This is a genomic window from Bradyrhizobium sp. 62, assembly GCF_023073035.1.
In the GTDB taxonomy this organism is placed as follows: domain Bacteria; phylum Pseudomonadota; class Alphaproteobacteria; order Rhizobiales; family Xanthobacteraceae; genus Bradyrhizobium.
In genome coordinates this window covers 134,370-148,925 of the sequence record NZ_JADPIT010000036.1, presented here as the reverse complement: position 1 = coordinate 148,925, position 14,556 = coordinate 134,370, and the positions used below count along the sequence as shown (strand labels likewise).

General features: G+C 59.6%; 15 protein-coding genes. 8 read left to right on the top strand and 7 right to left on the bottom strand.

From position 1 onward, the window contains the following. Positions 1-113 precede the first annotated feature (113 nt). Together IVB47_RS35320 and IVB47_RS35315 are read right to left on the bottom strand one after the other, a co-directional pair. Complete coding sequence (locus IVB47_RS35320) at positions 114-1,691, bottom strand: calcium-binding protein (RefSeq protein WP_247468629.1); 1,578 nt, start codon at positions 1,689-1,691, stop codon at positions 114-116. Between the two features lie 338 nt (positions 1,692-2,029). After that, the gene (locus IVB47_RS35315) at positions 2,030-3,472 is read right to left on the bottom strand and encodes an exopolysaccharide biosynthesis polyprenyl glycosylphosphotransferase (RefSeq protein ID WP_247468625.1); all 1,443 of its coding nucleotides are present in this window, start codon (positions 3,470-3,472) and stop codon (positions 2,030-2,032) included. A gap of 278 nt (positions 3,473-3,750) precedes the next feature. On the opposite strand from IVB47_RS35315, the gene IVB47_RS35310 reads away from it, so the two are divergent. Beyond that, entirely contained in the window at positions 3,751-4,377 is a 627-nt protein-coding gene (locus tag IVB47_RS35310; RefSeq protein ID WP_247468623.1) for a ParA family protein, read from the top strand. Positions 4,378-4,568: 191 nt separating this feature from the next. On the opposite strand, the gene IVB47_RS35305 is transcribed toward IVB47_RS35310, so the two are convergent. Together IVB47_RS35305 and IVB47_RS35300 are read right to left on the bottom strand one after the other, a co-directional pair. Next, positions 4,569-4,985 carry a hypothetical protein gene (locus IVB47_RS35305; RefSeq protein ID WP_247468620.1) on the bottom strand — a complete coding sequence of 139 codons (417 nt, stop codon included), beginning with the start codon at positions 4,983-4,985 and terminating at the stop codon, positions 4,569-4,571. A gap of 67 nt (positions 4,986-5,052) precedes the next feature. Next, positions 5,053-5,313 carry a hypothetical protein gene (locus tag IVB47_RS35300; RefSeq protein WP_247468617.1) on the bottom strand — a complete coding sequence of 87 codons (261 nt, stop codon included), beginning with the start codon at positions 5,311-5,313 and terminating at the stop codon, positions 5,053-5,055. Between the two features lie 712 nt (positions 5,314-6,025). On the opposite strand from IVB47_RS35300, the gene IVB47_RS35295 reads away from it, so the two are divergent. The 4 genes from IVB47_RS35295 to IVB47_RS35280 all read left to right on the top strand — a co-directional run bounded on the left by IVB47_RS35295 (position 6,026) and on the right by IVB47_RS35280 (position 10,482). Continuing rightward, the gene (locus IVB47_RS35295) at positions 6,026-6,199 is read left to right on the top strand and encodes a hypothetical protein (protein ID WP_247468614.1); all 174 of its coding nucleotides are present in this window, start codon (positions 6,026-6,028) and stop codon (positions 6,197-6,199) included. Positions 6,200-7,135: 936 nt separating this feature from the next. Then, complete coding sequence (locus tag IVB47_RS35290) at positions 7,136-7,360, top strand: hypothetical protein (RefSeq protein WP_247468611.1); 225 nt, start codon at positions 7,136-7,138, stop codon at positions 7,358-7,360. A gap of 1,046 nt (positions 7,361-8,406) precedes the next feature. Then, positions 8,407-9,996, top strand: coding sequence for an EAL domain-containing protein (locus IVB47_RS35285; protein ID WP_247468608.1), 1,590 nt, complete (start codon positions 8,407-8,409; stop codon positions 9,994-9,996). 120 nt (positions 9,997-10,116) lie between these two features. Continuing rightward, on the top strand, positions 10,117-10,482 hold the full coding sequence (locus IVB47_RS35280; protein WP_247357165.1) for a VanZ family protein: 366 nt from the start codon (positions 10,117-10,119) through the stop codon (positions 10,480-10,482). A 44-nt stretch (positions 10,483-10,526) separates the two neighbouring features. On the opposite strand, the gene IVB47_RS35275 is transcribed toward IVB47_RS35280, so the two are convergent. Together IVB47_RS35275 and IVB47_RS35270 are read right to left on the bottom strand one after the other, a co-directional pair. Further along, positions 10,527-10,925: a CHRD domain-containing protein gene (locus IVB47_RS35275; RefSeq protein WP_247357262.1), complete on the bottom strand. Its 399-nt coding sequence runs from the start codon at positions 10,923-10,925 to the stop codon at positions 10,527-10,529. Between the two features lie 196 nt (positions 10,926-11,121). Continuing rightward, positions 11,122-11,406, bottom strand: coding sequence for a hypothetical protein (locus IVB47_RS35270; protein WP_247468604.1), 285 nt, complete (start codon positions 11,404-11,406; stop codon positions 11,122-11,124). A gap of 208 nt (positions 11,407-11,614) precedes the next feature. Between IVB47_RS35270 and IVB47_RS35265 the strand changes: the two genes are divergently transcribed. Together IVB47_RS35265 and galE are read left to right on the top strand one after the other, a co-directional pair. After that, positions 11,615-11,794, top strand: coding sequence for a hypothetical protein (locus tag IVB47_RS35265; RefSeq protein WP_247357167.1), 180 nt, complete (start codon positions 11,615-11,617; stop codon positions 11,792-11,794). 6 nt (positions 11,795-11,800) lie between these two features. Next, a complete protein-coding gene (gene galE / locus IVB47_RS35260; RefSeq protein WP_247468601.1) occupies positions 11,801-12,793 on the top strand; it encodes a UDP-glucose 4-epimerase GalE in 993 nt (330 codons plus the stop codon). 25 nt (positions 12,794-12,818) lie between these two features. Here the strand turns inward: galE and IVB47_RS35255 are convergent, their stop codons facing one another. Further along, complete coding sequence (locus IVB47_RS35255; RefSeq protein WP_007606557.1) at positions 12,819-13,277, bottom strand: hypothetical protein; 459 nt, start codon at positions 13,275-13,277, stop codon at positions 12,819-12,821. 599 nt (positions 13,278-13,876) lie between these two features. Between IVB47_RS35255 and IVB47_RS35250 the strand changes: the two genes are divergently transcribed. Continuing rightward, the gene (locus IVB47_RS35250; protein ID WP_247468597.1) at positions 13,877-14,548 is read left to right on the top strand and encodes a hypothetical protein; all 672 of its coding nucleotides are present in this window, start codon (positions 13,877-13,879) and stop codon (positions 14,546-14,548) included. The last annotated feature ends 8 nt before the right edge of the window (positions 14,549-14,556 follow it).

The following is a 14,556-nucleotide window of genomic DNA, read 5'->3' as shown; positions in this document are numbered from 1 at the left end:
CGCAAGACGGCCCCCGTCGGATGCGTACCCACCGTCTCTCCAACGACGAACAACAGAGCCAAAAAAAACGCCCCCTGAAAGGGGGCGTTTTGGTTCATCGTCGACTACTGAATTCAGGACGGCTTGTAGTCGGTGTCGTTGAAGATGAGGTCCTGCACGCCGGTGAAGGTCATGGTGTGAGAGCCGTCGGTGACCGTCGTCACACCAGCGATGGTGTTGATAGTGACATCGGTCGAATTGAGGCCGTCCATGTACGCAACGTTGGCTCCAGCACCACCATCGATCGTGCTGTTCGTAAGCGAGGTGACTTCGAACTGATCGTTGCCCGAGCCGCCCGCGATCGATGCAGAGCCCGAACCGGTGATGAACAAGTTGTTGCCGGAAGACGTGCTGGCATCGATCGTGTCGCTGCCCGAGCCTGCCCAGATCGTGTTGGCACCGCTGCCGGTGACAGTCGCGCTCGCAATCGACGCACCGTCCAGATGAGCCTGGTTTCCGCCACCGCTGATGTTGATAACGTCGATGCCAGAGCCGCCGAACAACGTGTCGTTGCCGTTGAGCGTGAACGTGTCGGTGCCTGAGCTGGCGCCAGCGTACATCAAAGTGGCACCAGAACCGGCTACCAGAGTATCGCTGCCCCCGCCGTTGGCATACATGGTGTCGTTGCCGCTGCCGCCGGTCATCGAAACATTACCGCTTCCGTCAGCGTAGAACGTATCGTTGCCGCCACCACCACTCATCGTGGTGTTGCCGCCTGCGGTTGAGGTCAGAAGCTCGCTACCGGTACCACCAACCAAGGTATCGTTGCCGGCGCCCGCGATCAGGGTGCTGTTGCCAGAACCACCGACAAGAGAGTCGTTGCCGTTGCCGCCAGACTGCAGGATATCGTTGCCGCCACCCGATACCAGTGTATTGGTCCCGGAGCCGAGCGACGTAATCTGGTCGTTGCCGGTGCCGCCGACCATGGAGTCGTTACCAGCGCCACCCCACAGGGTGTCACCGCCGTTACCAGCGATGAGCGTCTGGTTGCCGCTACCGGCGTAAAGCAGATTGTGACCCGTACCGGATGCCTCAAGCGTGTCGTTGCCCGAGCCGCCGTAGAACGTGTCGTTGCCCCCGCCACCGAAGAAGTGGTTGGTGCCGCCGTTGACACCAACGAAGGTGTCATTGCCGGTGCCGCCGTAGATGGAGCTGCTGCCCGTGCCACCAATCAGAAGGTTGTTGCCGGCACCGCCATAAATCGTGTCGTTGCCCGCGCCGGCGACGATGGTGTCGTTCCCGGACGCGCCCCACACGATGTCATTGCCGCTGTCGAGCAACGCGACCTTGGCAGGGCCACCATCGGCAATCACGATCCCCACGTTCTGGGTGCCGCGAACCGCAAGGTTGCCGCCGGGCTCAACCACGATCAGTGCATCGTTGGAGTCCGTCGTGATCGCAGCAGGCGAGTCACCCTCGATGAGGACGTTCGCCGTTGGGTCGATCGGCTGATAGCCATTGAGGCCCTCAACGCGAATAGTATCCGAGGCCGTCGGGAAGAAGCCCTTCGAGATCAGATAATTGTCGATCTCGGTAAGGGTCTGGGTATCAACGTGCGGCCCAATCAATGCGTTAAATTGCGCTTCGTTGTAATCATAGGTTGACATATACAGCCCCTTTTGCCCGAAGATCCAAACGGCCTTCGAGTTCATTTCCCAGCATTTAATCTCGGAGCGGCCCCGCTTTCCGACTGCCCAATGAACGGGCGGATCACAGGTCACGCTTAATTATTCGTTACTTAGCCGTGATGACACAGAGGAGTCAATGCTCAGAATGTTGCAGCGCGATTTAAAAAATTTCCTTTTCTAGTCAAGCAGTTAAAGCTGGATGCGCACTGCCATGCCTTGTTGGTATGCGGTCAAGCTCGTTTGCCAGGCAACGCAAATAGGCAGATGGTGAATCCGATGGTTTACGGAACTTTTACTCTCGGACGTGCGCGAGCCTGCAGCCGATGGTTGAGGTAAGGAAGAGACGCGACCGGCTGCGGTGCTCAGTGGGCGGATGTCGTGAGCACGACCACGCATGTCTTGAGAAGGATCTTGAGGTCGAGCCACAGGCTCCAATTGTCGACGTACCAGAGGTCATGATCCACCCTGGCCTTCATCTGCGATAGAGTTGTTTCGCCGCGAAATCCATTGACCTGCGCCCAGCCGGTAAGGCCCGGCTTGACGTGGTGGCGGTAGGCGTAGTTGGCGATCAGTTGCCCGTAATGGTCAGTGTGCGCGGCTGCGTGCGGTCGCGGTCCCACCAATGACATCTCACCGCGAAGGATGTTGATGAGTTGGGGCAATTCATCAACGCTGGTTCGCCGCAGAACCTTTCCCACCCGCGTCAAGCGGGCGTCATCGCGCGACACTTGCTTCACTACAGGGCCATCGTCCATCGTTGTCAGCGTTCGAAACTTGAATATCCGGAATGGCGTCCCGCCAAAGCCCGTGCGTGTCTGCGTGAAAAGAACCGGCCCGCCCGAGCTAAGCTTGATGAAGAGCGCTGAAAGCAACATCAATGGCAGCATCGGAACGAGCAAAAGGCTGGACACCACGACATCAAGGGCGCGCTTCGCAAGACGCTCTCCGAGGCTAAGCGGAGCACGCTGGATTTCTGTTGCCCAGACGCCCCCAACCGACATTTCATGCGGTCCTAGGAAGCGAGCAACCTTGGGGTCAGGAAACAAGCGGATTGGAAGGGGTATTGCACGCAGCATGTCGGCCATTCCCGCGATACGGTCAGGCTGCGACCAATCCATCAGCAGGAAGAAGCTATCGAGACGATGCCGAGGCTTAGCGATCTCGGTGAGCTCGCTCGAAAGTACATCTAGCCCCGAAGACGGCGACAGAACCAGAAAACGCGCGACGTCGTATCCATTGAGCGCAAGATCATTCAGGTACGGCCGAGCTTCTTCGATGCGTCGATCGCTAAGGACGACCACCTGCCTCGGCGCAATGATTTGCCGGGCGCGGATGCGATCAAGTTGCATGTTGAGCAGGACGCGCCAGCCGACGACGGCGCACCACCCCGTCGTGAAGAACGTGAGGGTCGCCCCGCGGGACAGATTGGGACCAACCTTCAGGAGGAAGGCCAGCGTCATCAGCATGACAAACACCACAATCCAGGCCATCGTAAGCTCGCGCAACTGAACGATGGGCTGCATGAGGCGCCGGACGGAGTAATTCCCGCGATAAGCGAGGAACACCGAAACGTAAAATGCTACGGCTAAAGCCAGGCCAACGAAGGTGGAGAGATCCCCGACCTCCTGCTGCATGACACTGTGATAGCCAATGGCAGACCCGACGCTGGCCAAGACCAAGAGAACCAGGTCAGCAACGCAAACCACCGGTCCAACGAGGTAACCGGGAATTCCAAATCCCCGGCCGGAATCCTTGGCGAGCTGGCCCACTTCTCGTGGGAGCCGATAGTCGGTGATGTCAGCCACTGGAAACAAAACCTGCCCGGCTTAAAACCCAATTAAGAAATAATTAACCACGGCTTATAGTGCCAATCTCGACGTCTGGCGAGTCCATTGACCGCGGCGCCGGTACTACTAAACGCCAGTGTGAGCGACCCGGCCCTCCGGCCGTGAGCACAAATGCAACACCTTGCTGCCAATCTCGCCCCGCGCAACGCCGCGAGGCTTGTATGCGCAACCCATTCGATAGAGTGATGCAAGACGATCGGCGGTATGGGCGCAGCTCAGGACGAGAGAAAAGGCAAATGCGCTCAGTAATTGCAGTCGTCCAGAGGAAGGGCGGCGCAGGCAAGACGACCATCGCGATCAGCCTTGCCGGAGATCTGTACCGCCGCGGTCTAATGGTCGATGTCATCGATGCCGACCCGCAACGATCCGCAACAGAATGGGCGGCACCGGGCCGGCTTCCGTTCCGGGTTTCAGAGGTCCCGCTGCACTACGGTCAGGCAGGAACATGGGCCAAGCTCATCCGCTCGGCTCCCGGCGTCATCACTATCATTGATACGCCGCCTCACGAATACGCAGTCGGTGCCGCCGTCGCCGTCGCGGATTTGGTCGTGCTGCCCTGCACCCCTTCGGGTCTCGATCTGAGTGCTACGGAAGAGACGATCTCCGCCATTGCGTTCGCCCGCAGTAAACGTCAGGCTGGCGTTCCAACCTTCCTCGTCCCCAATCGGGTCGACCCACGCACGCTTGAGGGCCAACAAATCGTAGAAGCCCTCGGCGAACTCGGCGAGATAGTATGCGGTCCGATTGCGTCGCGCTTGGCGTATGTCCGTGCTTTCTCGGCAGGCGAAATTCCCAAAGGACAAGCAATATCGACCGAGCTTGCAAGGCTAAGCGAGCCGGTCCTCGAAGCCATTGCACATTAAGACGTTGACATTATTTTCGCGCGCTTGAAACGAGAAGCTCTTTTTAAACCTTGAAGTTGCCTCCAGCGGGCAGTTCCGAAGCGACTATCACTACTTGCGATCTTACCGGCTTTCGCCTCGAATTGAACCCGCAGCCAGACTATGAACGCAACGTCGTCCTGTAGATGTTCAGGAGTGCTGCGATCTTCAAGTTAGTTGTTGAGTTGTGGAGGCTTGTATTCCGGAAATCGAGTGAGCATCGCAGTCTTGATGAACTTGAGGTGCGAGACCGTGGCCCTTAATTCCTTGAGCCGCCGCTGGCCGTTGCTGATGTCAGCCGCAAAGAGATCCTGATGGTGACTGTCGAGCGGCTCGCGTTCGAGGTACTCATCAGTACCATTTCCAAACGTCACCGCTGCTCGTGCCAACGCATCATCTACGCGCCTGCTAAGACCAGCTTGCTCACTCTCCGCCGCGTTGAGCGCCGCATCGATCGCCACCATGATCGTGCTAATGCGCTCACGATCGGTGTCAGCATCACGTTCGGCCGATCGCGCCTTGAAGCGCTTCTCTCCGCTACGATGGCTAAGGAGATTGTGCGCACGAGCACGCAGAAAAAGCTGGAACATCTGGGCAAGTCCCGTTCGATGTTTGATCCGAGAGCATCGGTCGGCCATGGTTAACAAAGCCTAAAGTCTAGACCTGTTCGGCTCGGCTTCGCTCGATCCAGAGCCTCCAGGCCGTTTCATGCTTGAAGTACAGCTCGCACCACCCTCTCTCGCGCGCGTCTCCCGGATGATCATTCCCCGCCTCAAGGCGGATATCCTTCGCCGAGAGAGCCTGGGCATCCAGCTCCTCGAATTCCCTCGTTTCCTCAAGCGAAAGGCCGATCATAACGCGATGGCCATGATCATCGACAAAATAGCGTCGCGGAGCGCTTTTTCTCTGATCACTCATGCTGCGCCCGCTGTCCCAAAATGCCCTGAAGTCGAGAGCGCTTCCGTCTGACGCCGTCCCCAGCAAAGCACACGCCATACAGATTGAACAAGCGCTTCAAAAAGTCATGCGCTTACAAAAGAAATTGAAATGAACTGCGCACATCGTAGGCACCGGGCGTGACGGCGGCAAGCTGATCGACGATTTAAGGTAACTGCACACGGTTGCCGCCAAACTTCACAAGCTGGCCTTCTGATCTACGACTCTCCATGTCGCGAGCTGCTCGAGACCGCGCCCGAGCAACGAGCGCCGCAACGGCCCCGGATTCGTTGATTTGTGACCGAGCCGGTCGCGACCGCTGGCAGACCTCCGACGTCTGAAGCTCGAGTCCGAACTAGGATACGCGCAGACAACAAATACGAGACGGAATCAAGAAGGCTGTCCGGCGGAATCTCACAATGAAGGTGGTAGGGACGTGTCGGCCTCGCGCTTACGGACGCGCGAGCGTCGAACTTGATCCGTGTTTTTACGGACAGTTACGTCGGAGGCATCTGGCAGTAAGGTTGAGCAGTTAGCTTAATCTGCAGTCCTTGTTGCGCGTTTTTGTGGATTGCTTATTCCTCTTCTTACCGGGCTTCCCCAAGGCCCGGCCCCACCCAAGCGAAGCCGTCGAGCGAACCATCGATCCGCTTGGCGGCTTCGTACTTTTTGTCATGATAGAGGAACTGGCGTTATGGCGCGCAAGCCCTGGTCGTTCAAGGAAGACCGTCGGTTGATGGAGTTGGCGAAGTCCTCGATCAAATTGGAAGAGGCAGCCAAGTTGCTTGGCAGGTCACCTGACGCCATCAAGAGGATGGCATTGCGCCTTGGTCTCTCTCTCAAGCCAAAGTCCGGCAACAAAGGGTAGCTTCGGCCGGCTGGTCGAGTGCGGGTCGCATTCGGCCCGCGCAGTAGCGCTGATGAGGCCGCAGGAAATGACATTTACAGGTGTTCACCACCATCGCAAGCACCTGGGAGTGTGCCCTTTGGTGCGGGCCTTAAACAGGATTAGCCGTTCTTCTGCTTCCGACGCTCGATCGAATGCGCGGCCCCGATTTTCTCTGCGGGGGAATCCAAGGCCTCCAGGATTCCGATGAGAAATTCCGAGAGCTTCTGATCGGTCTTTGCAAGACTCCCGCGACGGGCTGAAGCCCCCCTTCGCGGTGGCGTTTTGCGTCTGGTTGCTTGGGCTTTTATTCTCATCTGGCTTTGCTCGGTCGTCTGACTTCGTCCCAACGCACGAAATCTGAAGACAGCCGCCCTCGAAGACAAGCTTGTCGTCAAAAGATGATGAACACGCTCGGGCTCGATGAGCGCTCTTCTACTCTTCCGTCATCGATTTCCCGCCGCGGGACACTCGCGATCTTGACCTGCCGGCTCAGCGGCTCGGCATACGAAGCTGACATGCAATGTGATCGGCCCTCGTGATCCGTCAAGCAACAGGCGAAGCCTGCTTTGCGTCGAGCCGTATCCAAGAAAGACCCCTTGCCTGCCGCCAAGACGTGCCCCCGCCGCATCGCGAACCGCGACCCGGTCACCTGACTTCCATTCTCTGAGGTCATATTCCGGAGTCAACGTCACCTCGCTCGCAAATCACTGAGCGATCTCCGCCAATGCAGAAAGTATCCTTGCGCAAAAATTACGCGATTCCAGCGTTAATCAGCCTCAGATTAACATGAGTCACTAGGATAGCAAACAGGCTTAAAGCTGATCGGGAGAGCCCGCATCGGCTCCAGAGGGACTTTAGTCCCGGCCGATTTTAGTGCTATAGGAGAAGTCAGGATGTGCCCCGAGATTGTGAACCATGCCCGACGATTCGGCGAAACGCCCCCGCCCACCTGTTCGACTGTTGCTGGTTCCTCGTCGGATTGACGTGGTCAAGGATGAGAAGACCGTCGACACCATTCTGCGCATGGAGGTGGACAACGACCTGATCATGGTCCCGATTGGTCCCAAGCTCGTTGCGACGCTCATCGAAGGTTTGCAGCGGGCCCAGCAGGTCGTCACGGAAACTCCGATTAAGCAGTAGCTGGTCCCCGCAGCAAAGGGTTAGGGTCTGCTCTAGGGATAAACCGGATACCGATCCAACCAATAGATTCTGCGGGGGTACCCACCCCATGGACGCGGGGCGGTCGCGTCATAGCCGTAACCCGTAGCGAAGCTAGGTGCTGAACTGTGATAGTAAAGGGGTAGGACACGACTACGACCGTACTGCGCTTCCGCCGAGTTCGGAGTCACGATGACGCCCGCTACACAGACTCCGATTGCGACTGTCGCCAATCGTGTGACACGCTTGGGTTTCCCTCTTTGCCTCAAGTTCCAATGCAGTGCCTTGTCCAAGTTCCAACATGCATCGAGTTCGACTACTCACTCCGCAACTAGATGAGATCGACTAATGTTGTCCGGGCCCCATGACGAAGGGAGCGTTCGTTTCAGGGGATGGGCTACGATCAATCGAATCCCGACGTTGCTCCATCTATGCTGGCTGGTTTGGAACCCGAGAGCCGCGGCTGCGTTTTCGTTGCATGCCAGTCCGCAATCTTCTGCCAATTCTAGTCGCCATTTTCCTTTTGCCGACGCCCCTAATGGCTGTTGAACAAATCGGAAACAACGGCAGGCCGGTATCGACCCAGCAAAACCGTCAATTCTCGAACCCGCTGAGCAATGTCGCTCCCCCTCTGACATCCTATTGCGCAGGGGGACGTTGCGGACAGGTCCGCATGGCGCCGCAGTCCAGATCGGTCGGGAAAAATCGGCGCTAGGACGACAGCGACCGCCCGCTTGCCGTCGGCAGAACGCTTGCCTCCCGAGTATCGGGAAGTCGGCCAGAGCGGCGCGATGCCGCCGCACTGCATGCTGTTCTAAAGCGCCTTGTCCTTGTTCGTGGGCCTCCTTTAACGAAGCAGACACACTCGTGTCTCGGGCGAAGGTGCGCTTCCTCCCCCCGAGCCGGTCGATTGGCCGGCCTTCCAGGGGCTTCGAGCCAAGTCGCAATGCCTCGTCCGGGCATTAAACCCTATCTTAGCGCGTCCTGACTAGGATCGGCCGACGCTTCCCTCTGTTCCGCCGGGCCGAATGAGATTGCAGCGACCGATTTTCGCATTTGCGGCGCTTGTGCTCGCGAGCACGGCTGCGTTCGGCGTGGCCGGCCACTTTGCGGCAACTTCGTTCATTCGGTACCAGCAGGCCCACCAGCTCGACGAATTGACCGAGGTGGTTCTGCGGCGCGCCGAATTTGCGGTCGACTTTGCCGGCGCGAGCTTGGGCGAACTTGCGCGGCGCGACCTTGCTGATTGCGGGCCCGCGACGCTGCAGGCGATCCGGCTCCACGTCTACCAACGTTCCGCAATCAAGGACGTGCGCCTCGTCAACCCTGATGGCTCGGTGATCTGTTCGGCCTATTCCGAAACGCTGGAATTCGACAAGGGATGGATCGACCGCCGCGATATGCTTCCCTCGCACGACAAGAACCTTTCGCTCTTCCGTGTTGAGCAATTCGGCGGCGATGCTCTGGGCGTGCTCAAAGACATCAATGGCAATGCCGCACTGGTCGCCATTCTTGGCGTCAACGCCAGCCTGTTCGACATCATGCCCGCCGAGTTGCGCGCCCACAGTGAAGTGATCCTCGCCTTGAGCAACGGGGAGAAACTTGGCGAATTCCTGCTCGATCCCGACCGAGCCTTGCAGGCCCCGATCGATCTCGACAAGAATTCCGCTCGATTCCCCCTCCATGCGACCATCCGCCTCGAACGCGGCATCCTCTCGACGTGGAACAGCGAGGCTTACTGGCCGACGCTGGCCGTAGCGATTGCAATCGGCGCGCTTTTCGGCGGGCTTTTGGCGCGGAGCCGCCGCATGGAAGGGCCCGTCGCAGATCTCGATCGCGGGCTGGCCGCGAACGAATTCAAGCCGTACTACCAGCCAATCTTCGACCTCAAGACTGGTCGGATCAAGGGCTGCGAGGTGTTGGCTCGGTGGCTACTCAAAGACGGATCGGTCGTGCCTCCGATGAACTACATCCCGCTCGCAGAATCCAGCGGCCGCATCCAGGTCATGACCTGGCAGATCCTGCGATCAGCGCTGTCGGATCTGCAGCCGTTGTTGAAAGCGAACAAGGATTTTAAGCTCTCCCTCAACGTCGTGCCAAAGCATCTCTTGAGCGCGGGCTTCATTGAAACGCTCCGCCGCACAGTCATGGCGGCGCAAGTCTCCGCGCGCCAGATTGTCATCGAGGTGACCGAGCGCGACGAGCTCGACGATCTCGCACGCGCCGCAGCCGTGGTCAGCGAACTCAGGGACTACGGGTTTCGCGTCGCCATCGATGATGTCGGCGTCGGTCATAGCGGGCTATCTCGGCTCAAGGGCCTGGGCGCCAATACAATCAAGATCGACAAATTTTTCGTCGACACGATCACCGTGGACGCATCGACTGCCACCATCGTGGAGATGCTGGTCGCACTTGCGAAGGACCTCCAAATGACGGTGGTCGCGGAAGGCATCGAGACGGAAGAGCAGGTCCGGGCGCTTATTTCATCCGGCGTGGAGGAAGGGCAGGGCTATCTGGTCTCCGCCCCACTGCCCTTCCCTCGATTCAGCGAGCTAGTCGAGTCACGCCGCTTGGCGCAGAACGCTAAATTGCCGACCGACGCGATGTTGGTGGCCTGACTGGATCGAGGCTTAACCCGAGACGGCAAAACGCTCCGCACCGGGCGCCCTGCTCAATCAGCCTTAACGATACTCTCATCTTTCAACGCGGCCTGGCTCCGGTCCGGCTATGGTCGTCCAATGCGCCGAAACCACCTTATCGCAGCCGCAGGAATCTGCTTCGCGCTCATCGTCTATGCCACGCTTGCGAGACTGGCGGGAAGACCCGTGCTTATCGGTCATCACGAGGCTTATTGGGTCGTCGTGATCGAGCGCTTCAGCGCCTACGGGCTGCTGGGATTTCTCTTGTCCTTCCTGTTGCCCGGTCGGCTCACCCTCGCATGCTCGCTTGTCGTGGCGGTCGCAATGGGGCTCGAAGTCCTGCAAGCAATGACGCCCGATCGTGATCCGGGTTTCCTGGACGTGCTGCAAAAAGCGGCAGGCGGGACCGTCGGGGTCCTCCTCGCTCAAACAATCCTGGCCTTCTTACCGAGACCGCCCTCCTGAGCAGATGCATGGCCTGCACGTCCGCATCGGGAAAGTCGCCGTCGCTATTTCGTCATCTGTCCGCGTAGCTCACCGCCCGGGTTCGCGGCCGTATGAATGTTGGCGTACCACTTCCCGGCCAGCAGATCCGCAGCCTGAGCTTCAGTGAGCGTCGCACTCCCCTGAATCGGGCTTTGGACCGTCTTGAACGGCAGCACGATGCCGGCGTTCTTGCCGGGCTCCACGGGGCCATGGAAATGTGCCCCCATCGCCGGCCCGGTCAAGCCGGCAAAGCTGACCGTATAGGTGAGGGTCTTCGCCTCGGTATCATAGGTCGCCTCGGCCTTGCCTGTTCCAGGCGAGTTGTTCGGAGGCACTTCATTGCTGCCTTTGAGATCGGCCTGCAACTTCACCAGCTCTGCGTTTGCCGTTGCGGCTGTCATGATGATCAGCCCACCCAGCATCGCCGCTCCCAACAGTGTCGCGTAGCCTCGATCGCTGTCGTTCCTCATGGCATCCTCCTGCAGGCTCTGCGGCCCGCTGCGGTTAAACCCCGGCCCGCAATGGAAATTCCGGATAGAGATTTATGCCTGATTCGGAACAACTATCGCGAGAATCTCGGCTCCTTATACCCGGAGCCTGATCGATCGCGTGCGGAGGCTAAGCGGAGCGGCGCTGGCCCGGGAACTGGTTCGGCGTCAGGAGTTCTGCCATCTGGCGATGGGTGGCCTGGAGCGCCTCGATGGCGCCGTCCAGATCAAAATCGGCGTCCCGGACAGATGCGAAAAATTTAGCCGTCAGCGCGAGATCGAGCTTGACGCGGGTTGCGCCATCGCGGCTTTTGCGACGGTCAAGTGACAAATGGATGGCCCGCATTCTGGCCTCGGAAGGCGTGCAGCCACTCAGCCCGGCCAGTTCGTCATAAGTCATCCAGATCTGTGCCATGTTTCAGTCACTCCTTTACTCGGCCTCAGCTTATTTTTCGTGCTTAAAGCTTCGGTTGCCGCCGCGCGCGCGCCGACCATTTCGCAGCGATAGGGTCAATGCGAGCTAAACGAAGAAGGACTATCGTGCCGAGCCCCGGTGGGTTGCATACAGCGAAGATCGATCTATGCTCAACCGATCGATCAACTGTTGAACTGAGGCAATCACATTGGGACAGATCACTTCGGAAGCCCTCTCCTTGAGTGATGTCCTGTCTCGTGACGCCACGCGGCATGTCCCCGCCTTCGGCAAACGTCCCGCATGGCTGACGCTTGCGGTGCTCGTGCTGTGTGCCGATTTGTTGCTGGCGGCGGTTGCCTGGATAATCGTTGATTTCGCTCTGAGGTAAGCACACATGAACGACCGACCGACTGTCCTCGTTACGGGAGGCGCGGGCTATATCGGCTCGCATGCCTGCCGCGCCCTGACCGCGGCCGGCTATCAGCCCGTCGTTTATGACAATCTGTCGACAGGTCATCGCGGCTTCGTCGCCGGCTCGCTGGTAACAGGCGATCTGCTCGACGGCGCCACGCTGGCGCACGCCTTCGCTGAGCACAACATCACGGCGGTCATGCATTTCGCGGCGGCGAGCCTCGTCGGCGAGTCCATGACCGACCCGCAAAAGTACTACATCAACAATGTGCAGGGCACGCTGTCGCTCTTGCAGGCGATGCGCAATGCGGGTTGCTATCGTATCGTCTTCTCCTCGACCGGCGCCGTCTACGGCAATGCCGATTCCAAGGAACTGCCGGAAGACTTCCCCTGCGCGCCGATCAACCCCTATGGCGCATCTAAGTGGATGATCGAGCGCATGCTGGCCGATTACCGCGCCGCTTACGGCTTCGGCGCGTTCTGCCTGCGCTATTTCAACGCCAGCGGCGCCGATCCTGCCGGCGGCATTGGCGAATTGCGTGACAACGAAACCCATCTCATTCCGCGCGCCATGATGGCGTTACAGGGCCATGTGGATTTTGCCGTGTTCGGTGAGGACTACGACACGCCCGACGGCACCGCGATCCGCGACTACATCCATGTCACCGACCTCGCCGCGGCGCATGTCGCGGCGCTGAAACTGCTGGAACAAGGGCATGCCGGCGGCAGCTTCAATCTGGGCACCGGCTCCGGCTTTTCGGTGCGGGAAATCCTGACTGCCATCAGGCAGGAGACCGGGCGCGAGGTGCCCCACACCGTCAAACCGCGCCGCGCCGGCGATCCCACCTATCTGGTTGCCGATCCCTCCGCAGCGCGAAAAGTGCTGAATTTCGTGCCGCGACATTCGGATCTACCGACCGTGATCCGCACCGCCTGGGCCTGGCACCAGAGGGCTCATCCGCTTAAGCAGGCCTGACAACATCGTCGACGTCGATCTGGCCTTATGGTCTATTCCGTTCTGAGCCAAGCGATCCCGGCGCAAACGGATGGCGCGAGCGCGAACGGCCGTCGAGCCCCTTGGGCAGCTTGTCGGCATTGAGCTTCACGACCGCACCTCTGGCGTCAGCGGCCGGCACCTCGTCCTGGCTGTAGATCAGCGTCGCCTCGAAGGTCACATCGGGGGCCTGCTCGGCCGTCCCGGAACAGGTCGCCATCGCGCCGCTGCACACGCCCGAGAGCTTGACCTCGACTTCGTCGAGCCCGAACACGGTCGGCGGCCCCTCGGCATGTCGCCGCGTGGTCAGAACCGCCGTGAAGCGCTGCTCGTCGATTCGGTAAGAGCCGCCATAGGTGAAGAAGCTATCGCTGCCGGAGATTCGTCCCTCCGCCAGATGCACGACGCCCGTGCCCTGACCGCGCGGGGTCCTGAACCAGGCCGCATATTTGCCGTCTCTCAGCATGAAAATATCCGCCGTAAAACTCAGAACGCATTTGCAACCAATACTAGGGCGCGACAATGATCCGCGCGGAGAGCATTCCGCCACGGTTAACACCCTGGAAAGCGAGCCAGTCAAATTGCTACCGACGCGCAGCGACGCGGGCAGCGCAGGCTCCTCCGCGCAGCGGGCAAGAAAGCTGGACCTCGTTGCATACCGCGCTAAAAACGATCGGCGTGCGACCTCGTTTGGCAGCTTGCATATAACCGCTATCAACTCAGCCTTCGTGACAGCTAGCCTTCCTGTCGCGCTGGGAGGAAGTGGTCGAGATCGCCAGGCGACGCCGTATCAGAAGACCGAGGCCACGCTCGCGCCCATTACAGGTATAGAGAGTGCAGCGGAGGGCCACCCGGTCGAGGCCGTCCCAGCCGAATGAAATTATCCATCCGGCCAACAGCTTGCCGGCGCACTGTTTTCTCCGGTCGCCGGTTTGAACCTCTTCCTGATAGAGTGCACCAATATCTGAGAGTGATTCCGGTCACACTTGCCTGGGCGTTTCGCTGCTAAGCATCGGCCCTGGACGGGGACCGGGCAAATATCGGTCGAACTGGATGAGATTTCCCATGAAAAGCCTGATCGGCGCTGTTGTCGGCGCGTGCTGTCTTGCTGCCCCCGCTTTGGCGGAGACCCCGGCCGCCATCGTCGAGGACGTGCAAGGCAAGGTCGACGGCGTCGCGTTCATGGATTATGTGGCGCCGGGCAAGATCATCAAGCTGGGCCCCAAGGCAACCATTACGCTCAGCTATCTCAAATCGTGCCAGCGCGAGACCATCAGCGAAGGCGTCGTCATGGTCGGCACCGAGCAGAGCACCGTGCAACTCGGCGAGGTCAAGCGGGAAAAGGTGCCCTGCGATACCAACGCGGCAAAACTGTCGGAGCGGGAGGCGAACCAGAGTGCCGCGACCACCTTCCGCACCATGCGGTCGGACGCCAAGGGCAGCGCTCCGGCCAAGCTGCCGACGCTCTACGGCATCGCGCCGTTGGTGCAGGCCAAGAGCGGCAGCACCCTGGTGATCGAACGCACCGATGGCAAGGAGCCCACCATCAGCGTTCCCCTCAAGAGCGAGACAATGGTCGGAGGCAAGTTCTATGACTTCGCCAAGGCCGGGAAGTCGCTGACGCCGGGCGGCAGCTATCTCGCCATCCTCGGCGCCAAGCGTTACGCCTTCCAGGTCGATCCCAGCGCCACGTCGTCGCCGACGCCGATCGTCGGACGCCTGCTGCGGCTCGAATAGGCAGCTAG